The organism is Pseudomonas sp. MWU12-2020, from assembly GCF_023100605.1.
GTDB lineage: Bacteria > Pseudomonadota > Gammaproteobacteria > Pseudomonadales > Pseudomonadaceae > Aquipseudomonas > Aquipseudomonas fluorescens_H.
On the sequence record NZ_JALMEX010000008.1, the window covers coordinates 216,325 to 241,544 of the forward strand.

Below are 25,220 nucleotides of genomic sequence, written 5' to 3' on the forward strand. Positions count from 1 at the left end.
CTCACAGGCGGTACGAGCCCGCTCCTGAAAGCGAGCCCTGAAAACCGCAAAAAACATTAACTAAGGGGACACGGCAAAACGGGTGTTTGCACACCCGTTGACCATCAGATCTTGTTGAACAGACCCAACTGGCTGATTTTGCTGAAGGCCAGTTGCGCTGCCTGCAGCATGGTTTGCTGCAACGTCAGGCGGGTCATGACTTCGGCCGGATCCGAGTCGCGAATCGAACCCTGGGTCGTAGTGTTCGCGGTGCTCAGGCTCTGGTTGGTCACGGTTTGCATATCCAGCGACTGACCACGCGCACCGATTGCAGTAACCGCAGCACCAATCTGATTATTAGCGCTGTCGATGTTGCCAAGACCGGCCTCCATCGCGCCCTGGAATTTCTGCTTGGCCACGTCATCGCCATCGATTGGCGTGTTCATCGCAGTGATCATCTGGCCCAGGGTGTCGAGGATATTCTGGGTCTGATGATTGTTCGGCTGGATCGAGAACTGATCACCCGCTGCCGGTGCGCTGCCTAACGCGAAGGTCACACCAGCAGCGGTTGCGTTGCCCCCGGCCACCGTGCCGGACGACACAGGCTTGCTGTCAGCGGTAACAGGTGCAGCGTACAGATCGAACGCCGTGGCGCTGGTGAACTTGAGGACCGCGCCACCTTGCGGGAAGGCATTGTTATACGCCGCCTGGTCGGTGATGCTGGAACCGGTGATCACCGCGGTAGACGGGTTGCCCGGACTGCGCGTGGTGGTGAACGAGTCAGGCGTGGAAGCCAACTGGAAACTGTGCCCGGCAATGACCGCGTCAGGGTTAGTGTCACCCGCCTTCAGGTTAATGTTCAGCTTCATGTCGACACCACGGAAGCTGACCGTCTGGTTGGCGCCGCTGCTGTTGCTGACAACACCGTTCTTGCTGGCCTCGGCGGTAACGTCGTTGCCCAGGGCATCGGTGATTTTCAGCTGAGTACTGCTGACGAAGCTGACGGTGTAAGGCTGGCCAGCGGTGAACTTGGCGTCATAGGTGGCTGCGGTGCCAACCGTACCGTTGGACAGCACCACACGACCGTCATCCACCGCCGGAGCAGTCATGGTGGTGCTGGTGCGACCGGTATTGATGGTCTGCTGGAAAGCATCCCAACCCGTGGTGTTGGTGCCGACGGTCATGCCGTCGCCGATGCCCAGGTTGATGGTGGTCTGGTCACCGTTGTAAGAAAAGGTGCCGTCGGCATTCTGCGAGTACGGCGCGGTGTCGGTCTTCGAACCGGAGAACAGGTAGTTGCCGTTGGCATCCTTGGAGTTCATCAGGCCCAGCACTGTTTGCTGAATCTGTCCCAGCTCCTGAGCGTAGGCCTGGCGATCCTTGTCGGTGGCCGTGCCGTTGTTGGCGGCCAGAGACAATTCCTTGGCGCGTTGCAGTGCCGTGGTGATGGAGTCCAGCGTGGTTTCCTGTACGGACAACCCGCTCTTGGTGCTGCTGATATTGGTGTTGTACTGATCCAGCATCGCCGCCTGCTGGCCCAGTTGCAGCAAACGACCGGCACCGATCGGATCATCAGCTGCAGTGTTGATGCGCTGCAGGCTGCTGGCCTCGCTCGCGGTGGCAACGGCCTTGTTGAAGTTACGCTGATAGTCAGCCGCTTGGGTGCCGTAATACTGGGCGGTGGAAAGGCGCATGAATTACGACTCCTTAAAGGCTGTTGATCAACGTAGAGAATGTTTCCTGCGCCGCCTTGATGATCTGCGACGAGGCGGTGTAGTACTGCTGGTATTTGACCAGGTTGCCGGTTTCTTCATCCAGGTTGACCCCGGACAGCGAATCGCGTGCGCCCTGGGCCTGATCCAGAATCTGCGAAGTGGCCGTGGCGTCGGATTTGCCTTGCGCCGCTTTGGTACCGACGTTGGTCACCAGCTTGTTGTAGGCGTCGGTGAGGCTGATGCCCTTGCTCGCCGAACCGGTGTCGACGGTTTGCTTGGTTTGCAGAGCCACCAGCGCTTGCGCGTTGCGGTTGTCGGACGAGGCGGCACCGGTTAGGTTCATGGTGAAGGTTTCGCCGGACTTCGGCGTGCCACCGACCGTGGTCTGTACGGTGAAGGTTTTCTGCACGTTCGGCGTGACAGTGGTGTCCATCACCGGGTTGCCGCTGGCGTCGACGATGCCCACTTTCAGGTTAAGCGTGTTCGATTGGCCGGGAACGATGGTGCCAGTGCCGATGGTCGCGCCCTTGGCATCGACCAGGTTGTACGACTGGCTGCCGCCGCTCGCGTCACCGAACACCAGTTTGACCGGCGTCGAATTCTTCAGCGCCGCCTGCATGTCGGCCTGGGCAGTCGGGTTGTAGATATCAATCTTGTCGCTGAGCGTCGGCTGGGTGTAAGTGCCCAGGCCGTTGGCGCTAGCCGAGCCGGTCAATGGGCCGGCGGCGGCGATTTTCTTCGGATCGGTAAGCACCGTCTGGATGCTCGCCGCCGCGTTACGGGTCGGGGTCACCTTGAAGGTGTCACCGGCGCTCAGCGCACCGCCATTGAGCGACAGGCTGAAGCCGTCGATCACCGGAGGCGGGTTGGTGGTGGTGCTGAACGAACCGAGGTCGGTACCGTCGGAGCGTTTGACCGAGTAGTCGGTGGCGCTGGTGAAGGTGACCTGATAATCGCTGGTGGTCAGCTTGCCGGTGTCCTTGATGGTCACATCGAGGTTGCCCGAGCCTGCGCTGTTGCCCGACTGCGCGATGCTGCGCTGACTGACCAGCGCGGCACTGTTGATGTTGTTGAACAGTGCTGCGCCGAAGTCACCGTTCTTGTCGATGCCCTGGGCTTGCTGGCTGTTGATCTGATCGGCGACGACCAGCGCTACACGCCCCAGCTCATTGAGCGAAGGGTCGAGGACGTCGCTGCGATAGGTCAGCAGGCCACCGATTTCGCCACCGGTCATCGCCGAAGTGACGTCAATGGTGCTCGAACCGCGGTCCATCTGGATCGCCATGCGCGACGGATCGTCTTTGCTTGGCACGGTGCTCAGGGTGTTGGTGGTGTTGCCGATCACCAGTGGCTGACCACTGCCGATGTACACGTCGAAGCTGGTACCGCGCTCGACGACCTGCGCACCGGTCAGCTCGGACAGCTGACGCACGGCTTCGTTACGGCTGTCGAGCAGATCGTTCGGGGCACCGCCACTGGTGGAAATCTCACCGATCTTCTGGTTCAGATTGGCAATCGAGGTCGCCAGTTTGTTCACCTGGGCCGTCATGTCGCCCAGGCTGCCGTTGATGCTGGTGTTCTGGTCGTTCAGCTGTTTGGCGATGGTGTTGAAGCGACTGGTCAGCGCCTGTGCGCCGGTCAGCACCGACTGACGGGAGGTGTCATCGGTCGCCGACGTCGCGACGCCCTGCATCGAGGTGAAGAACTTCTGCAACACGCCGGTCAGGCCGGTGTTGGTGTCGGACAACGTGGCGTCCAGGGGCGTGGCCTGGGCCAGGTACGACGCCGCTTCGCTGTTGAGCGAAGTCGCGGTGTGCAATTGCGATTCCAGGTAGGAGTTGTAGACCCGGCGCACGTCAGCCAGGGTTGTGCCCGTGCCGATGAAAACGGTGCCGTACTGCTGCGAGGCCTTGGTGCCCTGCACGGTTTGCTGGCGTGAATAACCGGCGGTGTCGACGTTGGCAATGTTGTTGCCTGTCGTAGCCAAAGAGGCCTGGCTCGACGCCAGACCCGACATCCCGATATTGAGCAAACTCATGGTTCAGACCTTATACCTTGTGCCTTAAAAAGGCTGGGTGGAAACGCCCGCCGCAGCGTAGTTTTCAAAACTGTTCATCTGCTTGGCTATCTGCGAAATCTTCGTCGCGTAGTTCGGGTCGGTCGCGTAACCGGCCTTTTGCAACTCGCGTACAAACTGTTCTGGGTTATCGGCCGACTTCACCACATCTTGATAGCGATTGTTGGTCTGCAGCAAAGTCACCAGATCGTGGAAACTGTCCTTGTACGAGGCATAGGAACGGAACTGCGCCGTCTCCTTGACCATCTGCCCGTTGCGGAACTCGCTGGTGATTGCCCGGGCCGAATCGCCGGTCCAGTTGCTGCTGGCCTTGATCCCGAACAGGTTGTGACTGCTGCTGCCATCCTGGGCGCGCATGACCGATTTGCCCCAACCGGTTTCCAGTGCGGCTTGCGCCACCAGATAGCGCGGATCGACACCGATACGCGCGGCGGCTTCTTTGGCCATCGGCAGCATGGTGTTGACGAATTCGTCGGCGGAGCTGAAGGCGCGCTTGGCCGGCGCCAGCGGAATCTGCGCCATTGCCCGGCCGTAAATCTGCATCTGCCCGCCGGACGCCTTGGCGTCTTCGGCACGGCTCAGCCAGTCGCCGTTGTACAGCGGGCCGGCGCCGGTGGCGGCCGTGGTCGCGGTGCGTTGCGGCAACGCATTGGCGGCAGTCGGCGTAGCGGAAGGCACCAGACCGGCAAGCAAACGATCAGCCAGTTTCGGCGGCAGTGCCAGACGACGCTTGTTGATCATTTCCATGTCATTGGCGTGGGCCAATTGAGTGTTCGGCGCATGCAACGAACGCGAGGCCCACAACGGGCGCTCGCCATTGAGCCGTGACAGCGGGCCGGTGCCGGTGGTGCCGGCAGCAATCGGCGTCTGCACCGCAGCGGCTTTCGCCGCTTCCTGCTTGGCAGCGGACGCGGCCGCAGCCTCACCCGGCGCCATTGGCTTGTTCTTCGACATCTGCTTCATCAGCACGTCGGCCAGACCGATACCACCGCCCTCACGGGACAGCGACACCGCCAGTTGCTGGTCGTACATTTCCTGATATTGCTTGGCCGCCGGGGTGTTCATCGGGTTGTCTTTACCCAACGCCTCAGTGGCCGAACGCATCGACTTGAGCATTTCGCCGAGGAACAGCGATTCGAATTCCTGCGCCACTTTGCGCATGTTCGCATCGCTGTTCTTGTCGCCGACCTTGAGCTGGTTCAGACGATTGAGGTCGGAGTACGAACCCGAATCGCCAGTGCCCGCCAGACTGCCTTTGCGCATATCCATGGTCGCCGTCCTCAGATCACGATCAGGTCGGCTTGCAACGCGCCGGCCTGCTTCAGTGCTTCAAGGATTGCCATCAGGTCACCCGGTGCCGCGCCAACCTGGTTTACCGCACGCACGATTTCGTCGAGGGTGGTACCCGGGCCGAATTTGAACATCGGCTTGGCTTCTTGCTGGGCGTTGACCCGCGAGCGCGGCACAACGGCCGTCTGCCCATTGGACAATGGGCCCGGCTGGCTGACGATCGGGTCTTCGGTGATGGTCACGGTCAGGCTGCCGTGGGTCACGGCGGCCGGAGAGACTTTCACGTTCTGGCCGATGACGATGGTGCCGGTACGCGAGTTGATGATGACTTTCGCCACCGCCTGACCCGGGTCGACTTCGAGGTTTTCGAGGATCGACAGGTAGTCGACGCGCTGGCTCGGATCGAGCGGCGCCGTCACACGAATCGAACCGCCATCGATGGCTTGCGCCACGCCAGGGCCGAGCATGTCGTTGATCTTGTCGACGATGCGCTTGGCGGTGGTGAAGTCGGAACGGTTGAGGTTCAGCGTCAGGCTGTTGCCCTGGTTGAAACCGCTCGGCACCGAACGCTCCACCGACGCACCGCCCGGGATGCGACCGGCCGACGGAACGTTGACGGTGATCTTCGAACCGTCACGACCTTCAGCATCGAAACCGCCGACCACCAGGTTGCCCTGAGCGATGGCGTAGACGTTGCCGTCGATACCCTTGAGCGGGGTCAGCAACAGGGTGCCGCCGCGCAGGCTCTTGGAGTTACCGATCGAAGACACGGTGATGTCGACCTGCTGCCCCGGTTTGGCGAACGCCGGCAGATCGGCACTCACCGACACCGCCGCGACGTTTTTCAACTGCACGTTGCCCGATCCCGGCGGCACCTTGATGCCGAACTGCGAGAGCATGTTGTTGAAGGTCTGCAGGGTGAACGGGGTTTGCGTCGTCTGGTCGCCGGTGCCGTTAAGCCCGACCACCAGGCCGTAACCGATCAATTGGTTGGAGCGCACGCCGGAAATGCTGGCGATATCTTTCAGCCGCTCGGCGTGGGCACCAAAGGCTGCGGACATCAATGCCGCAGCCAGCATCAGGTGTTTGAAGTTCAAAGTCGCCACCTAGAAAGGGAACAGCGGGCTGAGGAAGAAACGGTCGAACCAGCCTGGCTGACTCGCATCGGCAAACGAACCGGTGCCCGAGTAGGTGATGCGCGCATCGGCGACACGGGTCGACGACACGGTGTTGTCGGTGGCGATGTCATCGGCACGCACGAGACCGGCGATCCGCACCAGCTCGTCGCCGGTGTTGAGGGTCATCCACTTCTCGCCGCGCACGGCGATGATGCCGTTGGGCAGCACGTCGGCCACGGTCACGGTGATCGAACCGGTCAGGGTGTTGCCCTGCGCCGCCTTGCTGTCACCCTTGGTTGAACGGTCGCCGCTGTACCCGACATCCAGACTCAGGTCATTGCCACCCAACGGGTTGTTGGTGGTGCCACTGCCGCCGAACAGCGAGGTCAGGCCGATGCCGGTCTTGCTGTTCTTGGCCACTTGGGAGTTGGCGTTCTTGCTGGCCTGGGTCTTCTCGTTCAGGGTGATGGTGATGATGTCACCGACCCGGAACGCCTTGCGGTCGCTGTACAGGTTCTGCTCGAAGCCGGCCTGATAGATCGAGCCGTTGTTGGCTGCAGCCGGCAACGGCGTACGCGGCAATACCGGGGCATAGTAAGGGTCATTGGGCTTTGGCGGCGGAGCGACGCAGCCCGCGAGCGAGACGACCCCACCCAATGCCAGAACAGATACGAAGCGTTTCATGACCCTTACCTCACGGTGTTGCAGGCGGCCTCATGGCCGCCTCATAGACTGATTACAGATTCTGCGTTACGAACGAGAGCATCTGGTCGGCGGTGGAGATCACCTTGGAGTTCATCTCGTAAGCGCGCTGAGTGGTGATCATGTTGACCATCTCTTCAACGGTGCTGACGTTGGAACCTTCCAGGGTGTTCTGCAGCGTGGTACCGAAACCGTTCAGGCCCGGGGTGCCGATTTGCGGCGCGCCAGAAGCAGCGGTTTCGAGGAACAGGTTGTTGCCCACTGCTTGCAGACCGGCCGGGTTGATGAAGTCGGCGGTTTGCAGGTTGCCGATCACCTGAGCAGCCGGGTTGCCTGGCACTGTGATCGACACGGTGCCGTCGGTGCCGACGGTGAAGCTCTGCGCGTTATTCGGGATGACGATGGCCGGCTCCAGGGCGAAACCGCTGGCGTTGACGATCTGGCCGTTGGAGTCGAGGTGGAAAGTACCGTCACGGGTGTAGGACGTGGTGCCGTCCGGCTGCAGGATCTGGAAGAAACCGCGACCGTCGATGGCCATGTCCAGCGGCTGCTCGGTGGTTTGCAGGCTGCCGGCGGTGAAGTTTTTCTGCGTGCCGACGATGCGCACACCGGTACCCAGTTGCAGACCCGACGGCAGTTCGCTGTCCTGGGTCGACTGGGCGCCTGGCTGACGCTTGATCTGATACAGCAGGTCCTGGAATTCGGCACGGTCACGTTTGAAACCCGTGGTCGAGACGTTCGCCAGGTTGTTGGAAATGGTGGTCAGGTTGGTGTCCTGGGCGGACAGACCGGTTTTGGCAACCCATAGAGCCGGAAGCATTCGATTCTCCTCGTGCGCCTGTTTTACGGCGCGACGTTCTGATAATTAGCTGATCTGCAAGACCCGAGCCATGGCCTGGTCGTCGTCTTTGGCGGTGTTCATCATCTTGACGTGCAACTCGAACTGCTTGGCCAGGGCCAGCACCGAGGTCATTTCTTCCACGGCATTGACGTTGCTCGACTCAAGGAAACCCGACACCAGTTTGACGTTGGCATCGGCCGGCGCAGGCTGGCCGTCCTTGGTGTAGATCGAGCCATCGAGGCCCTTGTTGAGGTTCTTGATGTCCGGGTTGACCAGTTTGATCCGGTCGACTTCCGCCATGACGCGCGGGCCTTCGCCCATCGCACGAATACTGATGGTGCCGTCTTCACCGACCTCCACCTGCTGCTCCGGCGGCACGGCGATCGGACCGCCGTTGCCCAATACCGGCATGCCGTTGCCGGCGCGCAATACGCCGAGGGCGTCGATGTTCAGGCTGCCGGTGCGCACGTAGCTTTCGCCGCCGTTGGGGTTCTGCACGGCAATGAAACCGTTGCCGGTCACGGCGACGTCAAGGTCACGCCCGGTCTGCACCAGCGAACCGGCGGTGAAGTCGGTGGCGGGCCGCTCGCTCATGGCAAACGCACGCGCCGGAAAGCTGTCACCGAACACCGGCATCGAACGCGCCTGCTCCAGGTCGCGCTGAAAACCATTGGTGGAGATGTTCGCCAGGTTGTTGGCATGCGCCTTTTGCGCCAGTGCGTTCTGACTGGCGCCGGTCATTGCCACATAAAGGTACTTGTCCACACTCTTTCCTCTGCATGCCGGACGTTTGCCGCCCACCGCTGTACTGCTGAGCCATAAGCAATTTGCAGACCAACTTTTTTCTGGCGGCTTGCGGCCCGGTAAACAAAGGACTTGAGGGGGGTTGCGGGGAAATTGGAAATGTATCGAAGTCGAAAAACCGGCGGTGTTATGCCGCTTGGCGGCAATCCCGATTGTTGCAGATGGAAATAAAACCTGTGGTGAGGGGATTTATCCCCGATGGGCTGCGCAGCAGCCCCAAAACCATCCAATGCGATGGATCAGGTGAATCGCGTTCATCGGTATCGGGGCGGCTTCGCCACCCATCGGGGATAAATCCCCTCACCACAAAAGCTCTTCTCACCACAGTGTTGCTGTCAACTCTCGGGGTCTTTACCGACTTCATACTCACGCAGCTTGTTGGCAATAGTCGTATGCGAAACCCCCAACCGCTTACCCAGCTGCCGACTGCTCGGGTGTTCGGAATACAGGCGCTCGAGCACCGCTTTCTCGAAGCGTCCGACGATCTCGTCCAGCCCGCCCTCCAGCGAGAAATCGCCAAGCGGCTGACGCACGCCGTAATCCGGCAGGCGAATGTGTTCGACCTTGACCGTGCCACCCTCGCACAGCGAAACCGCCTGAAACAGCACGTTTTCCAGCTGCCGCACGTTGCCCGGCCAGTGGTAATGACTGAGCCGATCCATCGCCGCCGGCGCCAGTTTCGGCAGCGAACAGCCGATCTGCCGACTGGCCTGATCGAGGAAGTGCTCGACCAACGGGGTCAGACCGTCGAGGCATTCGCGCAGCGGCGGGATATGCAGCGACAGCACGTTCAAGCGGTGATACAGATCCTGACGAAACTCGCCACGGGCGCATAGCTCGGACAAGTCGACCTGGGTCGCGCAGATCACTCGCACGTCCAGATACACCTCTTCGTCGCTGCCGACCCGGCGGAAGCAGCCGTCCTGCAGAAAGCGCAGCAACTTCACCTGCAAGCGCGGGCTCATTTCCCCGACGCCATCGAGGAACAGCGTACCGCCCGCCGTCAGCTCCAACAGGCCGAGCTTGCCTTCGGCGCGCGCACCTTCGAACGCGCCGGGGCCATAGCCGAACAGCTCGGTCTCGGCCATCGACTCCGGCAGCCCGGCGCAATTGAGCGCCATCAGCGGCGACTGCCCGCGCGGGCTGGCGAGGTGACAGGCGCGGGCCAGCAACTCTTTACCGGTGCCGGTTTCGCCTTCTATCAATAGCGGCGCATCCAGCGGCGCCATGCGCCGCGCCTCACGCACGACAGCGGCCATCACTTTCGAGCTCTGGAAGATACTGTCGAAGCCGCGCAGCTCCTGCTTGCGCACGTTATAGATGCGCTCACCAACGCGGTCGGCGCGGTGCAAGGTCAGCACCGCACCGGCCATGGCTTCACTGTCGTCATGCTCCGATTGCAGCGGCGCGATGTCGGCGAGGAAGATGTCGCCCTTGACCTTGACCCGCATGCCGTTGATTCGCGATTTGTTGGCACGCACCAGTTCCGGCAGGTCGAAATCCTCGGCATAGCGCGACAGCGGAATCCCCGGCACCTCATCCACCCGCACCCCGAGCAACTGCGCCGCCGCGCGGTTGGCGGCGACGATCGAGCCGCCCATGTCGATCGATAGCACCGGGAATTCCAGCGCGCCGAGCAACGCGTTCAATTCCATGTGCCGACGCTCACTGGGCATCAGCCCGACGCGCTTGACCCCAAACACCCCGGCAATCGCCTCGAACTTTGGCCGCAGCGCCTGGAACTGGATGTTGATCAGGTTCGGGCAGTGCAGATAGATCGCGTTGCCATGCTCGCCGCCGACCTCGCCGCGTGCAACGTTGATCCCGTACTCCACCAGCAGGTTGAGGATGTCGCGCAGGATGCCGATGCGGTTTTGGCAGTGGACTTTGATACGCATAAAAAGAGGCCCGACAAGGATGAGGGGTTGAACACAATCCCTGTGGGAGCGGGCTTGCTCGCGAAGACGGTGTGTCAGTCGCCATTCATTCAGCTGACATACCGCTTTCGCGAGCAGGCTCGCTCCCACAGGGCTTAGCGCCTGACTTTTCTGTCGAGGCGCGCAGATAGTTGTCAAGATTATGTGACAGCCACAGCCCTTTTCAAACCCGCAAATCACCGCAAATGCGTGATACCAGTCAAAGCGTAACGATTTTTTTACGAAATACGGCGAATCTTCCTACACAGAGACCGCTCAACCTGCTGCATCCAACCCCGCACTCGGGTAATCCTGAGCCCATCGCTGGACATAACAAGAACGAATTCCCCTAGCAGGAGAGCAGTATGAAGCAGACGCAGTACGTGGCCCGCGAGCCCGATGCGCAAGGTTTTATCGACTACCCCGCCGAAGAACACGCGGTGTGGAACACGCTGATCACTCGCCAGTTGAAAGTGATCGAGGGTCGGGCGTGCCAGGAGTACCTGGACGGTATCGAAAAACTCGGTCTGCCCCACGACCGCATTCCGCAGCTGGGCGAAATCAACAAGGTACTCGGTGAGACCACCGGTTGGCAGGTGGCCCGCGTCCCGGCACTGATTCCCTTTCAGACCTTCTTCGAATTGCTCGCCAGCAAACAGTTTCCGGTGGCCACGTTCATTCGTACCCGCGAAGAACTGGACTACCTGCAAGAGCCGGACATTTTTCACGAGATCTTCGGCCACTGCCCGCTACTGACCAACCCATGGTTCGCCGAATTCACCCACACCTACGGCAAGCTCGGCCTGCAGGCGACCAAGGAAGAGCGCGTGTATCTGGCGCGTCTGTATTGGATGACCATCGAGTTCGGCCTGGTCGATACCCCGCAAGGCAAACGCATCTACGGCGGCGGCATCCTGTCCTCGCCAAAAGAAACCGTTTACTCGCTGTCGGACGAACCCGAACATCAAGCCTTCGATCCGCTGGAAGCGATGCGCACGCCGTATCGCATCGACATCCTGCAGCCGCTGTACTTTGTCTTGCCGAACCTCAAGCGCCTGTTCGACGTCGCCCATGAAGACATCATGGCCATGGTCAAGCAAGGCATGCAGCTGGGGTTGCACGCTCCAAAGTTTCCGCCAAAACCGAAAGCCGCGTGATCCGCGTCTTTTGCTGACAATTGAGTCTGTCAGTCGCCGCCACTTTGGTTTAGCGTGACGGCATTGACGGGCCGATAGCTTCTATAAAAAAAACACACTCGATTTCAGGAATCACACCATGTCCACTTTGAACCAAGCCCACTGCGAAGCGTGCCGTGCCGATGCGCCACAAGTCAGCGACGAAGAACTGCCGATCCTGATCAAGCAGATCCCGGACTGGAACATCGAAGTACGCGACAGCATCATGCAGCTGGAGAAGGTCTTTCTGTTCAAGAACTTCAAGCATGCGCTGGCGTTCACCAACGCTGTCGGCGAGATCTCCGAGGCCGAAGGTCACCACCCGGGCTTGCTGACCGAGTGGGGCAAAGTCACCGTGACCTGGTGGAGCCACTCGATCAAGGGTCTGCACCGCAACGACTTCATCATGGCCGCACGCACTGACGAAGTGGCCAAGACCGCAGAAGGACGCAAGTAATGCACTTCGACGCCATCGGCCGGGTACCCGGCGACCCGATCCTCGGTTTGATGGAGGCCTATGCGCAGGACAGTAACCCGCGCAAGTTCGACCTCGGCGTTGGCGTCTACAAGGATGCCCAGGGCCTGACGCCGATCCCCGAAGCGGTGAAAATCGCCGAGGCGCGACTGGTCGAAAGCCAGGACACCAAGACATACATCGGTGGTCACGGCAACCCGCTGTTCGGCAAAGTCATCAATGAGCTGGTGCTCGGCGCCGACTCGAAGCTGATCGCCGAACAGCGCGCCGGCGCCACCCAGACCCCGGGCGGTACCGGCGCACTGCGTCTGGCGGCCGACTTCATCGCCCAGTGCCTGCCGGGCAAGGGCGTATGGCTGAGCAACCCGACCTGGCCGATCCACGAAACCATTTTCGCGGCGGCCGGGGTCAAGGTCAGTCACTACCCTTATGTGGGCAGCGACAACCGCCTCGACGTCGATGCGATGCTCGCCGTGCTCAACGAAGTGCCGCACGGCGACGTGGTGCTGCTGCATGCGTGCTGCCACAACCCGACCGGTTTCGACCTGAATCATGACGACTGGCAGCGCGTGCTCGACGTGGTGCGCCGCCGTGACCTGCTGCCGCTGATCGACTTTGCCTACCAGGGTTTTGGCGATGGTCTTGAGCAGGACGCGTGGTCGACCCGGCTGTTCGCCGCCGAGGTTCCCGAGCTGCTGATCACCAGTTCCTGCTCGAAGAACTTCGGCCTGTACCGCGACCGCACTGGTGCATTGATTGTCTGTGCAAAAACCGCCGACAAGCTGATCGACATCCGCAGCCAACTGGCCAATATCGCCCGCAACCTGTGGTCGACCCCACCGGATCACGGTGCGGCAGTGGTCGCGACCATCCTCGCCGACCCGGAGCTGAAAAGCCGCTGGGCCGATGAAGTGGAAGCCATGCGCTTGCGCATCGCTCAGTTGCGCAGCGGTCTGGTCGAAGCACTGGAACCGCACGGCCTGCGAGAGCGCTTTGCGCACATTGGCGTGCAGCGCGGAATGTTCTCCTACACCGGGCTGTCACCGGAGCAGGTGAAACAACTGCGTGAGCATCACAGCGTGTACATGGTCAGCTCGGGCCGGGCCAACGTCGCCGGAATCGATGCCACGCGCCTGGCGCTGCTGGCACAAGCCATCGCTGACGTCAGCGAGTAGATCCAGCTACACAAACCCCTGTGGGAGCGAGCTTGCTCGCGAATACGGAGTGTCATTCGACAGATATGTTGACTGATACACCGATTTCGCGAGCAAGCTCGCTCCCACAATTGTTTTTGCGCGCCCTGCGGCCATCTGTCGCATTATTTTGAATTAAAAGTCTGATTGTCATTTTTCCTGCTGTATCCTGCGCAGGCTTTCAAGAAGCGCGGATCTACCAGATCTATCAACAGACTTAGCGAGGAGCGCAACCATGCACGAGATTCCTAATCTCCCCTTCCCAAGCCTGCACGTACCTGAGCAGACGACCACGCAACAAGCCGGTGCCCAACAGCCCGAGCCGAAAGAAGCCGTTGAGAGCCGCCCGGCCGACAGCGAAGAGTAAAACCCGCCGTACAGACCGTGTGGAAAGCGCTAAGATGCGCTTTCCACACTGCCTGAAACCGAGCCCGCCATGACCGACGAATTCTCTGAAAGCCAAGCTGCCGTCCTGATCGGCGCCACCGAGAAAATGATCGAGATCTGGAACCGCCTCTCCCCGGAAAAACAGGCCGCCCTGCTCGCCCGTTTCGGCAGCGAAGAAAACGCCCTCGCTGCACTGGTCACTACACAACTGGTCGCCCCAGCCAAACCCTGAAGCCCCCCTCCCGGCAAATAGTTTTACTTTTCCCCGCCCCTGACTCGTTCGCGCCGGTATCATAAGCAGCCTATCTAATCCTGCTTTGCCGTGGATCGTTACTCATGTCGTCCTCTATGTCAGAACCCCAGCGTCCCCTGGCGGTCACGCTGCAAGTCGTTTCCATCGTCCTCTTCACCTTCATCGGCTACCTGAACATCGGCATTCCACTCGCGGTGTTGCCGGGTTACGTCCACAGCGACCTGGGCTTCGGCGCGGTGATCGCGGGGCTGGTGATCAGCGTGCAATACCTCGCCACCCTGCTCAGCCGTCCATACGCCGGCAAGATCATCGACAACCAGGGCAGCAAACGTGCGGTGATGTATGGCCTCGCCGGCTGCGGCTTGAGCGGTGTGTTCATGCTGATTTCGGCGTGGACACCCAACCTGCCGATGCTCAGTCTGATCAGCCTGTTGATCGGCCGACTGGTGTTGGGCAGCGCGGAAAGTCTGGTCGGCTCCGGTTCGATCGGCTGGGGCATCGGTCGCGTCGGTGCGGCGAACACCGCCAAAGTGATCTCGTGGAATGGCATCGCCAGTTACGGCGCGCTGGCGGTGGGTGCGCCGTTCGGCGTGTGGCTGGTCGGCCAGTTGGGGCTGTGGAGCATGGGTGTCAGCATCATCCTGCTGGCGGCACTGGGCCTGCTGTTGGCGTGGCCGAAAACCGCTGCGCCGATTGTCGCCGGTGAGCGTCTGCCGTTCATGCATGTGCTCGGTCGCGTGTTCCCGCACGGCTGCGGTCTGGCGCTGGGCTCGATCGGGTTCGGCACCATCGCCACCTTCATCACCCTGTATTACGCCACCCGGCACTGGGACAACGCGGTGTTGTGCCTGAGCCTGTTCGGCGCCAGCTTCATCGGCGCGCGGCTGCTGTTCGGCAACCTGATCAACCGTCTCGGCGGCTTCCGCGTAGCGATTGCCTGCCTGTCGGTGGAAACCCTCGGCCTGTTGCTGCTGTGGCTGGCGCCGGATGCACATTGGGCGCTGGCCGGGGCGGCGTTGAGCGGCTTCGGTTTCTCGCTGGTGTTCCCGGCGCTGGGCGTGGAAGCGGTGAATCTGGTGCCAGCCTCCAGCCGTGGTGCGGCGGTCGGGGCCTATTCGCTGTTTATCGACTTGTCACTGGGGATCACCGGGCCACTGGCCGGGGCGATTGCCGCGGGCTTCGGTTTTGCTTCGATCTTTCTGTTTGCCGCCATTGCCGCGCTGAGCGGTCTGGCGCTGAGCGTGTACCTGTACAAGCACACGGCGAAGTACCGCGAAGACTAGAAATCCACCTTGCCACGCCCGGCCTTGATGCTGCCACGCTTGGTCTTGGATTCGAGCCGGCGCTTCTTCGAGCCAAGGGTCGGCTTGGTCGGGCGGCGCTTCTTTTCGACCTTGGTGGCGCTGAGGATCAGTTCGGTCAGACGCTCCAGCGCATCGGCACGGTTGGCTTCCTGCGTACGGTATTGCTGAGCCTTGATGATCAGCACGCCATCACTGGTGATGCGACTGTCACGCAGCGCCAGCAGCCGCTCCTTGTAGAACTCGGGCAAGGACGAGGCCGGAATGTCGAAACGCAGGTGCACGGCACTGGAGACCTTGTTGACGTTCTGCCCACCGGCGCCTTGCGCGCGGATGGCCGTCAGTTCGATCTCGGCATCCGGCAGATGCACGTTGTTGGAAATCACCAGCATGGAAAAGCGTCCGTATTCAGAAGCTGCAGGATACCGCGAAACTGTCCGAACCTCCGATCCCCCTGTAGGAGTGAGCCTGCTCGCGATAGCGGTAAGTCAGATAAATATTCGTCGACTGATACCCCGCTATCGCGAGCAGGCTCACTCCTACAAGGGATTGTGTAAACCGCAGAAACGACAAACCCGGCACACAGGCCGGGTTTGTCGTTTTTGCGTCAGCGCTTACTTCGAAGCACTGGCCGCGTGCAGCGCCTGCTGCGCGCCGCGCTTGTTCTTGATCACGTAGCAGACCCACATGAACACGACCCACACCGGAATCGCGTACACCGAGATCTGGATGCCCGGGATCAGCAGCATCACGCCAAGGATGAACGCGACGAACGCCAGGCAGACATAGTTGCCGTACGGGTACCACAGCGCCTTGAACAGTGGCGTCTGCTGCGTCTTGTTCATGTGCTGGCGGAACTTGAAGTGCGAGAAACTGATCATCGCCCAGTTGATCACCAGGGTTGCCACCACCAGCGACATCAGCAGTTCCAGCGCCTGTTGCGGGATCAGGTAGTTGAGCAGCACCGCCACCAGAGTGACCGCAGCCGAAGCCAGGATCGAACGCACCGGCACGCCGCGCTTGTCGATCTTCGCCAGCCCTTTCGGCGCATCGCCCTGCTCGGCCATGCCCAGCAGCATGCGGCTGTTGCAGTAGGTGCCGCTGTTGTACACCGACAGTGCCGCGGTCAGCACCACGAAGTTAAGGATGTGCGCGGCGGTATTGCTGCCAAGCATCGAGAACACCTGCACGAACGGGCTGCCGCTGTACGAATCGCCAGACGCATTGAGGGTCGCCAGCAGGCTGTCCCATGGAGTCAGCGAGAGCAGGATCACCAGCGCGCCGATGTAGAAAATCAGGATGCGGTAGATCACCTGATTGATCGCTTTCGGGATCACGGTCTTCGGCTTGTCCGCTTCTGCAGCGGTGAAACCGAGCATTTCCAGACCGCCGAAGGAGAACATGATGATCGCCATCGCCATCACCAGACCGCTGACGCCATTGGGGAAGAACCCGCCGTGCGACCACAGGTTGCTGACCGAGGCCTGCGGGCCGCCATGGCCACTGACCAGCAGGTAGCTGCCCAGCGCGATCATGCCGACGATCGCCACGACCTTGATGATCGCGAACCAGAATTCGGCTTCACCGAAGACCTTGACGTTGGCCAGGTTGATCGCATTGATCAGCACGAAGAATGCAGCGGCGGTGACCCAGGTCGGGATGTCCGGCGCCCAGTAGTGGATGTACTTGCCGACCGCCGTCAGCTCCGACATGCCCACCAGAATGTACAGAATCCAGCAGTTCCAGCCCGACAGGAAACCGGCGAAGCCGCCCCAGTACTTGTGCGCAAAATGACTGAAGGAACCGGCCACCGGCTCTTCGACGATCATCTCGCCGAGCTGGCGCATGATCATGAAGGCGATGAAGCCGCAGATGGCGTAGCCGAGGATCATCGACGGGCCGGCGGATTTCAGGACCCCGGCCGAGCCGAGGAACAATCCGGTACCGATCGCACCACCGAGGGCGATCAGTTGAATGTGGCGATTTTTCAGGCCGCGTTTCAGCTCGCCTGATTGCGAGGGTTGTCCACTCATGAAAAAGGTCTCACGCAAGGTTTGATGATGTTCAGTAGACGTTGCTGCAAGGTTGCGATTTCAGGCAGCCCCGATCAAACCCCAGCGCAGGCACCAGGAGTTCAGCTTATTTACAACGGTCATGCGTCACCTGTTTGTTTTTATCTGTGACGAAATCGAACCCGACACGCTTGTGGCGCGGCGGAGTGAACAAGGCGGATGGCCTTGAGGTTTGCGCGATTACGCAGAGGGTCACAGTTAAAACGCGGCGCATTGTACACCGCTAACCCCCTGCTGCCAGACCCCGCTGGATCAGCGTGTCGGTTGCCGGGATTGCGTGGGTCCGCCTCGAGAGACTCGGGCGGCTGCAAAAATTGAGTCAGGCCTTTGCAGGCCATCGACGGGGACGAGCGAAAAACCGCCCCACGGAGAGAAGTGAAGATCAATCACGGCGTTCATTGCGCCTCCTTCTTGTTATGCACCTGCACGACAGGCATGAGGCGCATCTCACCCTGCAAACGATGCTGAAACAAGCGCGCCAGAGCCTTGCGTGATGCCTTTGTGGCCGGGCTTCGGCAGGTTTTCCTTACAGCGTCGGCAAGGGGGTAAATCCACTGGGCTTTACCGGAGTTTTCGTAAACTTTTCTTTACGATGCGTAACGCAGATTTTCCATTTCGGAAAATTCTGTAGGACGTCTGCAAATTGACGGTAGCAAGCTTGCTAATGAAAGTTGCCGTTTAGTTTTTTGTTTTCAAACAAGAAAACCGTCGTTTAAAAACAGAATAAAAAGTTTATTTAAATTTTAAATAAATAATTTTTTGCATTACAAAACACCCTGAACTAGGTTCTTCACGTCTTGCCGGCCAACTCGACCGGCCAGTCACAACCGTGAAAGTCATCTAGGAGATCGACCATGCAAGCACTGGAAAAAGACTTGGATACCGAACTGCAACTGGACGAATGGTTTGAAGCACCGACCCATGAGGCGGCCGTGGAAATGATGCAAGCCGACGCGGTGGTTCCGTTCGGCACGGCGATGTGGCCTCTGTAAGACATCCCGGGCAGGCACGATCCGGCCGGTCGTGCCTGCCGCTTTCTTCACGGTCAGTCAGGGAGGACTCATGGATAAGCCCCGCGCGATCTCGCATTTCCTTTACTACCTCGAACATCACCCTGCCCTTGCCGGTCTCGACTCGGCAAAGGTACTGCTCGGCCACACCGCCGATTACGAAGCCCTGACCGGCGCCATCGCCGAACAGGCCGGCGACCACCTGAAATTCAACTTCAGCGCGCGCCGCCTGGATCTGGAATCCACCGCCACGCTGACTGCAGCTATCGCCGACAGCGATCTGTACATTTTCTTCTACGACTCTTCCACCCTGCCCAACCCGCGCCCCGACGGCCCGGAGTTCGTGCGCGCCCTGCAAGGCGTGATGGCGGAAAACTGGAAGAAATCGCTGCTGTTCAAGGATTACGGCGACTATTTCTACGACACCTTCAGCGTCACCCCGCAGCGTATCGCCGGGCTCAACAGCCACTTGATCCAGCGCATGTCCCAGGCCACCACGCTGAGCTTCACCGATGAGCATGGCTCGCGGTTCGAAACGCCGCTGAGCAGCATCAAGAAGTGGACCGACATCAACGGCGTCGGCAACTTCGACCTGGCCCCCGGCGAAATCGCCACCCACAGCGAAGCCATCAATGGTCATGTGAAATTCAAGGGCACGTTCCTCAGCACCATCCCGTTTGCGCGCAAGTACGGCGTGCTGGAGTCGCCGCTGGAACTGTGGATCGAGAACTCGACGATCAGCCGCATCGCCACCGATGTGCCGGGGCTGGAGCATGATTTCAACAAGTACCTGGACGCCAACCCGTCGAATCGGCGCATCGAGGAGTTGGGCATCGGTACCAATGAAGGGGTGAAAGATCTGTATGCGCGCAATGCCGGTTTCGAGGAACGCCATTGCGGCCTGCACCTGGGCCTCGGCGGTGGGGCCAAGGGCAGTCATCACCTGGACCTGATCTTCTCGGGCGGGGTGCTGGCGCTGGATGACAAGCCGGTGTTTGACGGACGGTTTGTGTTCTAGCCTGATTTTTCTTTATTGAAGCCACTGGCCTCTTCGCGAGCAAGCCCGCTCCCACAGTAGGATTTGTGTACGACGCAGATCCACTGTGGGAGCGGGCTTGCCCGCGAAGAGGCCCGCTCAGACGCTACATAACTTCCGCCAGACGAAAAAAAACGCCAACCCTGCGGTTGGCGTTTTTCATTCAGGCGCTAAAGCCGATCACTCCGGCTTCTTGCGACCGAAACCCGGACGCTGACCGGAACCGGCCGGAGCACCGCGACGCTTGCCCGACGGCTTGTCGCCGTCGACCAGCTTGATGCCCGGACGCTTCGGCGCAGGCTTGGCCGGACGCTTGTTGGTGGTGTCGGCAGGACGATCCGCCACTGGCGTACCACGGCCGGCTGGCGCACGACCTTCGCCACGTTCGGTGCGACCGTTGGCCGGACGCGGTGCGCGCTCGCCATCACGGGCCACTGGCTTGCGTCCCGGACGCTCGCCTTCGATCTGCGGCTCACGGCTCGGACGCGGACCGGTCGGCGCGCCAGCGGCTGGACGCAGGGTACGCACGCGCTCGGTCTTGGCCATCGGCCGCGACGATTTGCGCTGCATCCGCTCCAGCTTGTCCTTGCTCTTGGCGTTGAGTTGCGGCATCGCCACCGGAGTCAGACCGACTTCAGCGCTGAGCACGTCGACTTCGTACTGGCTCATTTCGCGCCAGCGGCCCATCGGCAGGTCGGAGTTGAGGAACACCGGACCGAAACGCACGCGCTTCAGGCGGCTGACCACCAGGCCCTGGGATTCCCACAGACGACGAACCTCACGGTTACGACCTTCCATCACCACGCAGTGATACCAGTGGTTGAAGCCTTCGCCACCCGGCGCCTGCTGAATGTCGGTGAAACGCGCCGGGCCGTCTTCCAGCACCACGCCCGCCTTCAGGCGCTCGATCATTTCGTCGTCGACTTCACCGCGTACGCGCACGGCGTACTCACGGTCCATCTCGTAGGACGGGTGCATCAGACGGTTGGCCAGCTCACCATCGGTGGTGAACATCAGCAGACCGGTGGTGTTGATGTCGAGACGACCGATGTTGATCCAGCGGCCTTCTTTCGGACGCGGCAGCTTGTCGAACACGGTCGGACGGCCTTCCGGGTCGTCACGGGTGCAGATCTCGCCATCAGGCTTGTTGTACATGATCACACGGCGCACCGACTCGGCAGCCTCTTCGCGCTTGATCACCTTGCCATCGATGGTGATCGCGTCGTGCATGTCGACACGCAGGCCGAGGGTGGCGTCTTTGCCATTGACCTTGATCCGGCCCTGGCTGATCCAGGCTTCGACGTCACGGCGCGAGCCGACGCCGATACGGGCGAGGACCTTCTGCAGCTTTTCGCCTGCTGGGCCGATTTCCTGGTCGTCTTTCTGATTGATGTCACTCATCTGGGCACCTCCCGGTGTGGTCTGTTCAGGCGGCGCCTGAAGCATTGAAATCTGGTTTTCGGGCGAAGGGATCGCCGAAGGGTCGCGAATCATACGCGGATGTGCGCCATCGCGCATCAGAGACTAGCTGATGGTTTGCTACTTATTTCTTTTTCCGCCGACCGGCGCCACCGAGTTTGATCAGGCGCAGCGCGGCTTCGGCCAGCACCGTGCGCTTGTCGTCCTTGTCGAGTTTCTTCCAGGCACGGATCTCGCGCTTGCTGCGGCCACAGCCGAGGCAGATGTCGTCGGTGAACTTGCAGAGGCTGATGCAGGGGTCTTTGGTGGAACTCATCGAATACTCCAGAACGACACTTGACCCTGTGGGAGCGGGCTTGCTCGCGAATGCGGTGTGTCAGGCAATACATGAATGTCTGACACACCGCATTCGCGAGCAAGCCCGCTCCCACAGGGGTTGACCAGTGATCCTGAAAACCGGGTCAGTCCTCGAACTCGCGGCGTTCGGCCTCGATGGCTTCCGCCAGCGCGCGGGCCTCGGCTTCTTCTTCGCTCAGTTCAGGCTCTGGCGCCGGTTGTTGGAGGGCGGCGACGGCGGCCAGGAGCTTTTCCCGGGCTTCGGCAACGCCAAGAATGTCCTCTTGCGGTTCGGCTTCAGGCTCGGTCTCAAGTTCAACTTCAATCGCCGGCTCGGCGGTCTCGGTATCAGGTTCAGGCGGCTGCACTTCGCCATCAGCGGCATCCCGCAACAGATCGTCGAAGTCGGTTTTGATCCCCTCCTCCATGCTGTCCAGTTCCAGCAACAGCGAGTGGAAACTGGTTTCTTCCTTCGGCTCTTCCGGCTCGGCGCTGGCATCGGCCAGTTCCTGCAGGCCCTGCGGCACCGGTGCGTCGTCGAATTCGAGCACCGGATCGGTTTCCATCTCGCGCAGTTCGGCGAGCGGCGGCAGGTCTTCGAGGTTTTTCAGGTTGAAGTGATCGAGAAACGCCTTGGTGGTGGCGAACATCGCCGGTTTGCCCGGCACGTCGCGGTAACCGACGATGCGGATCCACTCGCGCTCGATCAGCGTCTTGACGATGTTGCTGTTGACCGCCACGCCCCGCACGTCTTCGATCTCGCCCCGGGTGATCGGCTGGCGATAGGCGATCAGCGCCATGGTTTCCAGCAGCGCACGGGAGTAGCGCTGCGGGCGCTCTTCCCACAGACGGCCGACCCACGGTGAAAACTTCTCGCGGATCTGCAAGCGGTAGCCGGAGGCGACTTCCTTGAGCTCGAACGCGCGGCCCTCGCAGGACTTGGCCAGCAGGCTCAGGGCTTTCTTGAAGACCGGCGGTTCAGGGCGCTCGCCTTCTTCGAACAGTTCGTAGAGGCGTTCAAGCGATTGCGGCTTTCCCGAGGCCAACAGAAAGGCTTCAAGCAGGGGCGCCAGCTCGCGGGGTTCAGTCAGGTTCATGTTTCGACTCGTTATTCGGCTCGGGCTCGCACGTGGATCGCGGCGAACGGCTCATTCTGCACCAGCTCGACCAAGGATTCCTTGACCAGTTCAAGGATCGCCATAAAGGTCACCACCACACCGAGGCGACCTTCCTCGGCGGTGAACAGCTCGACGAACGGCACAAAACCGCCGCCCTTGAGCCGCTCCAGCACATCGCTCATGCGCTCGCGGGTCGACAGCGCCTCGCGGCTGACCTGATGGCTCTCGAACATGTCGCCCCGGCGCAGCACCTCGGCCATGGACATCAAGATCTCTTGCAGCGCGACATCCGGCAACAGCTTGCGCGCCCGGGCTTCCGGAGCGTCAAGCTTGGGCACCACCACATCGCGGCCGACCCGGCTCAGGCCATCGATACCTTCGGCTGCAGCCTTGAAGCGCTCGTATTCCTGCAAGCGCCGGATCAGCTCGGCGCGCGGGTCGTCCTCTTCTTCTTCGACGGTTTCGGCGCGCGGCAGGAGCATCCGCGACTTGATCTCGGCCAGCATCGCGGCCATTACCAGGTATTCGGCGGCCAGCTCCAGGCGCACCGACTGCATCAGCTCGACATAACCCATGTACTGGCGGGTGATTTCCGCCACCGGAATGTCGAGGATGTTGATGTTCTGTTTGCGGATCAGGTACAGCAGCAGGTCGAGCGGGCCTTCAAAGGCTTCGAGAAAGACTTCCAGCGCATCCGGCGGGATGTACAAGTCCAGCGGCATTTCCATGACCGCCTGGCCATAGACCATGGCAAACGGCAGTTCCTGCTGGGCGCCGGCCTGGGGATCGACAACGGTTTCCACTGCGGACATTCAGGCCTCGACCATGAACGGCGCGGGGTCGCCGCAACCGACGCGGATCACTTCCGGGTCGTCGCCGGTCAGGTCAATCACGGTGGACGCCTTGATCCCGCCGAAACCGCCGTCGATGATCAGGTCGACCTGATGTTCAAGCAATTGGCGCATTTCGTACGGATCGCTCAGCGGGTCTTCATCGCCGGGCATGATCAGGGTCACGCTCATCAGCGGCTCGCCGAGTTCCGCCAGCAACGCCAGGGCGATTGGATGGCTCGGCACCCGCAGGCCGATGGTGCGTTTTTTCGGGTGCAGCAGTAGCCTTGGCACTTCGCGGGTGGCGTTGAGAATAAAGGTGTAAGGCCCCGGCAGATGCGCCTTGAGAATGCGGAAAGTGCCGGTGTCGATCTTGGCGTAGTTACCCAGTTGCGACAGGTCGCTACAGATCAGCGCGAAGTTGTGCTTCTCGTCGAGCTGACGCAGACGTCGCACACGCTCGATGGCCGTCTTGTCGCCGATCTGGCAACCGATGGCGTAGGAAGAGTCCGTGGGATAAATCACCACCCCGCCCTTGCGGATGATCTCGACCGCCTGTTTGATCAGGCGCGCTTGCGGGTTTTCCGGATGGATCTGGAAAAATTGACTCACATTCTCTACCTGTTCAGACGGCGGCAATATCTGTGTCATGTTTGAACCGACACCACAGGGGTGGAAGGTCCTCGGGAACCGGCCGGTACTGGCCAATCTCGGACCAGCCTCCAGGGCCATGGAAATCACTGCCGGCACTGACCAGCAGACCGAACTCACGGGCAAGGATTGCCAGGCTGCCGACCTGTTCCGCGGGCTGATGGCCATTGACCACTTCGATTGCATGCCCACCCGCTTGAATATAGTCGGCAATCAGCTTTCGGCGCTTGCTGCGGGTGAAATCGTAGTGCCACGGATGCGCCAGACTGACCCACGCTCCGGCGGCGCGCAGGGTGCCGACAGTGTCTTCCAGGGTCGGCCAGTGCTGTTTGACGTCACCCAGCTTGCCGGCGCCGAGCCATTTGCGGAATGCTTCGGCACGATCCTTTACAAAACCTTCACGCACCATCCAGTCAGCGAAATGCGGGCGGGCTGGCGCATTGCCGCTGTCGCCCAGTTCCTGCTGAATCTGCCGAGCGCCTTCGAGGGCACCGGGCATACCTTTGAGGCCAAGCTTGCGGCTTATCTCTTCCGACCGCAGCCAGCGGCCATCGTGCAATCGGGCGATGGCCTCGACCAGTGGCGCGGCGTTGACGTCGAAACCGTAGCCCAGCACATGGATGGTCGCGCCGCCCCACGTACAGGACAGTTCGACGCCATTGACCAGTTGCATGCCCAGTCCTTCGGCGGCGCTGCGCGCTTCGGCGAGGCCTTCAAGGGTGTCGTGATCGGTCAACGCCAGGACTCGCACGCCGTTTTCGAACGCACGCGCAACCAGAACCGCAGGCGCCAGGGCGCCATCGGAGGCCGTGCTGTGGCAGTGCAAATCAACATTCACGGGGAGTTGTAACCTCAAATCAGCTGGCGCTATCGCGCGCCCATATGTTTGTTATTATGCCGCCACATCCAGCTTCTGGCTCTCACTGTGAAACAATTCATCGATTTCATCCCGCTTCTGCTGTTTTTCATCGTTTACAAACTTGATCCGCGGGTCGTCGACGTTGCCGGCCATGAAGTGACTGTAGGCGGTATTTACAGCGCCACCGCGATGCTGATCATCAGCTCCCTGGTGGTCTACGGCGCGCTTTTCATCAAACAGCGCAAGCTGGAAAAGAGCCAGTGGCTGACCCTGATCGCCTGTCTGGTTTTCGGCAGTCTGACCCTGGCCTTCCACAGCGAGACCTTCCTCAAATGGAAAGCTCCGGTGGTCAACTGGCTGTTCGCCCTGGCCTTCATCGGCAGCCACTTCATCGGTGACCGCCTGCTGATCAAACGCATCATGGGCCACGCGCTGACCCTGCCGGATCCGGTCTGGACCCGTCTGAACATCGCCTGGATCGCTTTCTTCCTGTTCTGCGGGGCTGCCAACCTGTTCGTGGCATTCACCTTCCAGAGCATCTGGGTCGACTTCAAGGTGTTCGGCAGCCTGGGCATGACCTTGCTGTTCCTGGTCGGTCAGGGCATCTACCTGTCCCGCCACCTGCACGATGCCGATACCACAACGCCAAAAACCGAGGACTGA

25 protein-coding genes are annotated in these 25,220 nt (G+C 60.8%); 9 read left to right on the forward strand and 16 right to left on the reverse strand.

The window, feature by feature from the left end; all coding sequences use genetic code 11:
• Nucleotides 1-104 precede the first annotated feature (104 nt).
• From M0814_RS19550 to M0814_RS19585, 8 genes are all read right to left on the reverse strand, one after another.
• The gene (locus tag M0814_RS19550) at nt 105-1,673 is read right to left on the reverse strand and encodes a flagellar hook-associated protein 3 (protein WP_103483901.1); all 1,569 of its coding nucleotides are present in this window, start codon (nt 1,671-1,673) and stop codon (nt 105-107) included.
• A 13-nt stretch (nt 1,674-1,686) separates the two neighbouring features.
• Nucleotides 1,687-3,732, reverse strand: coding sequence for a flagellar hook-associated protein FlgK (gene flgK / locus M0814_RS19555; RefSeq protein WP_103483900.1), 2,046 nt, complete (start codon nt 3,730-3,732; stop codon nt 1,687-1,689).
• Between the two features lie 24 nt (nt 3,733-3,756).
• Nucleotides 3,757-5,040: a flagellar assembly peptidoglycan hydrolase FlgJ gene (gene flgJ / locus M0814_RS19560; protein ID WP_103483899.1), complete on the reverse strand. Its 1,284-nt coding sequence runs from the start codon at nt 5,038-5,040 to the stop codon at nt 3,757-3,759.
• Between the two features lie 11 nt (nt 5,041-5,051).
• Nucleotides 5,052-6,140, reverse strand: coding sequence for a flagellar basal body P-ring protein FlgI (locus M0814_RS19565; RefSeq protein ID WP_080593281.1), 1,089 nt, complete (start codon nt 6,138-6,140; stop codon nt 5,052-5,054).
• 27 nt (nt 6,141-6,167) lie between these two features.
• The gene (gene flgH, locus M0814_RS19570; protein WP_003222806.1) at nt 6,168-6,863 is read right to left on the reverse strand and encodes a flagellar basal body L-ring protein FlgH; all 696 of its coding nucleotides are present in this window, start codon (nt 6,861-6,863) and stop codon (nt 6,168-6,170) included.
• Nucleotides 6,864-6,915: 52 nt separating this feature from the next.
• Entirely contained in the window at nt 6,916-7,701 is a 786-nt protein-coding gene (gene flgG, locus M0814_RS19575; RefSeq protein ID WP_003222804.1) for a flagellar basal-body rod protein FlgG, read from the reverse strand.
• Between the two features lie 45 nt (nt 7,702-7,746).
• On the reverse strand, nt 7,747-8,487 hold the full coding sequence (locus M0814_RS19580) for a flagellar basal body rod protein FlgF (RefSeq protein WP_007965507.1): 741 nt from the start codon (nt 8,485-8,487) through the stop codon (nt 7,747-7,749).
• Nucleotides 8,488-8,861: 374 nt separating this feature from the next.
• The gene (locus M0814_RS19585) at nt 8,862-10,424 is read right to left on the reverse strand and encodes a sigma-54-dependent phenylalanine hydroxylase transcriptional regulator PhhR (protein ID WP_027613959.1); all 1,563 of its coding nucleotides are present in this window, start codon (nt 10,422-10,424) and stop codon (nt 8,862-8,864) included.
• A 383-nt stretch (nt 10,425-10,807) separates the two neighbouring features.
• On the opposite strand from M0814_RS19585, the gene phhA reads away from it, so the two are divergent.
• From phhA to M0814_RS19610, 6 genes are all read left to right on the forward strand, one after another.
• Nucleotides 10,808-11,599 carry a phenylalanine 4-monooxygenase gene (gene phhA / locus M0814_RS19590; RefSeq protein ID WP_003222800.1) on the forward strand — a complete coding sequence of 264 codons (792 nt, stop codon included), beginning with the start codon at nt 10,808-10,810 and terminating at the stop codon, nt 11,597-11,599.
• A gap of 118 nt (nt 11,600-11,717) precedes the next feature.
• On the forward strand, nt 11,718-12,074 hold the full coding sequence (locus tag M0814_RS19595; RefSeq protein ID WP_003222798.1) for a 4a-hydroxytetrahydrobiopterin dehydratase: 357 nt from the start codon (nt 11,718-11,720) through the stop codon (nt 12,072-12,074).
• Nucleotides 12,074-13,267 carry an amino acid aminotransferase gene (locus M0814_RS19600; protein ID WP_103483898.1) on the forward strand — a complete coding sequence of 398 codons (1,194 nt, stop codon included), beginning with the start codon at nt 12,074-12,076 and terminating at the stop codon, nt 13,265-13,267. Before M0814_RS19595 ends, M0814_RS19600 begins: the two co-directional genes overlap by 1 nt.
• A gap of 253 nt (nt 13,268-13,520) precedes the next feature.
• On the forward strand, nt 13,521-13,652 hold the full coding sequence (locus tag M0814_RS29100; RefSeq protein WP_003222792.1) for a hypothetical protein: 132 nt from the start codon (nt 13,521-13,523) through the stop codon (nt 13,650-13,652).
• A gap of 69 nt (nt 13,653-13,721) precedes the next feature.
• Nucleotides 13,722-13,904, forward strand: a complete 183-nt coding sequence (locus M0814_RS19605) for a hypothetical protein (protein WP_003222790.1) — start codon at nt 13,722-13,724, stop codon at nt 13,902-13,904.
• A 116-nt stretch (nt 13,905-14,020) separates the two neighbouring features.
• Nucleotides 14,021-15,208, forward strand: coding sequence for an MFS transporter (locus M0814_RS19610; RefSeq protein WP_177434741.1), 1,188 nt, complete (start codon nt 14,021-14,023; stop codon nt 15,206-15,208).
• On the opposite strand, the gene arfB is transcribed toward M0814_RS19610, so the two are convergent.
• Together arfB and M0814_RS19620 are read right to left on the reverse strand one after the other, a co-directional pair.
• Nucleotides 15,205-15,618 carry an alternative ribosome rescue aminoacyl-tRNA hydrolase ArfB gene (gene arfB, locus M0814_RS19615; protein WP_003222786.1) on the reverse strand — a complete coding sequence of 138 codons (414 nt, stop codon included), beginning with the start codon at nt 15,616-15,618 and terminating at the stop codon, nt 15,205-15,207. The genes M0814_RS19610 and arfB overlap by 4 nt on opposite strands.
• Nucleotides 15,619-15,840: 222 nt before the next feature.
• Nucleotides 15,841-17,259, reverse strand: a complete 1,419-nt coding sequence (locus M0814_RS19620) for an amino acid permease (protein ID WP_103483896.1) — start codon at nt 17,257-17,259, stop codon at nt 15,841-15,843.
• An 893-nt stretch (nt 17,260-18,152) separates the two neighbouring features.
• Here M0814_RS19620 and M0814_RS19625 point away from each other — a divergent pair.
• Both M0814_RS19625 and M0814_RS19630 read left to right on the forward strand, forming a co-directional pair.
• Nucleotides 18,153-18,290: a hypothetical protein gene (locus M0814_RS19625; RefSeq protein ID WP_003222780.1), complete on the forward strand. Its 138-nt coding sequence runs from the start codon at nt 18,153-18,155 to the stop codon at nt 18,288-18,290.
• A 70-nt stretch (nt 18,291-18,360) separates the two neighbouring features.
• Entirely contained in the window at nt 18,361-19,326 is a 966-nt protein-coding gene (locus tag M0814_RS19630) for a leucyl aminopeptidase (protein ID WP_103483895.1), read from the forward strand.
• 198 nt (nt 19,327-19,524) lie between these two features.
• Here M0814_RS19630 and rluB read toward each other — a convergent pair whose 3' ends face one another.
• The 6 genes from rluB to M0814_RS19660 all read right to left on the reverse strand — a co-directional run bounded on the left by rluB (nt 19,525) and on the right by M0814_RS19660 (nt 24,536).
• Complete coding sequence (gene rluB, locus M0814_RS19635) at nt 19,525-20,745, reverse strand: 23S rRNA pseudouridine(2605) synthase RluB (RefSeq protein ID WP_003222775.1); 1,221 nt, start codon at nt 20,743-20,745, stop codon at nt 19,525-19,527.
• Between the two features lie 142 nt (nt 20,746-20,887).
• Entirely contained in the window at nt 20,888-21,079 is a 192-nt protein-coding gene (locus M0814_RS19640; RefSeq protein ID WP_003222773.1) for a DUF1289 domain-containing protein, read from the reverse strand.
• A 145-nt stretch (nt 21,080-21,224) separates the two neighbouring features.
• On the reverse strand, nt 21,225-22,196 hold the full coding sequence (gene scpB / locus M0814_RS19645) for an SMC-Scp complex subunit ScpB (RefSeq protein WP_103483894.1): 972 nt from the start codon (nt 22,194-22,196) through the stop codon (nt 21,225-21,227).
• An 11-nt stretch (nt 22,197-22,207) separates the two neighbouring features.
• Nucleotides 22,208-22,906, reverse strand: coding sequence for a ScpA family protein (locus M0814_RS19650; RefSeq protein WP_177434745.1), 699 nt, complete (start codon nt 22,904-22,906; stop codon nt 22,208-22,210).
• A gap of 123 nt (nt 22,907-23,029) precedes the next feature.
• Nucleotides 23,030-23,659, reverse strand: coding sequence for an L-threonylcarbamoyladenylate synthase (locus M0814_RS19655; RefSeq protein ID WP_007966016.1), 630 nt, complete (start codon nt 23,657-23,659; stop codon nt 23,030-23,032).
• A gap of 13 nt (nt 23,660-23,672) precedes the next feature.
• Nucleotides 23,673-24,536: a PHP domain-containing protein gene (locus tag M0814_RS19660; protein ID WP_103483893.1), complete on the reverse strand. Its 864-nt coding sequence runs from the start codon at nt 24,534-24,536 to the stop codon at nt 23,673-23,675.
• Nucleotides 24,537-24,623: 87 nt separating this feature from the next.
• Here M0814_RS19660 and M0814_RS19665 point away from each other — a divergent pair, with 87 nt between their 5' ends.
• Nucleotides 24,624-25,220 (forward strand): septation protein A, encoded by a 597-nt coding sequence (locus tag M0814_RS19665; RefSeq protein WP_003222764.1) that lies wholly within the window; start codon nt 24,624-24,626, stop codon nt 25,218-25,220.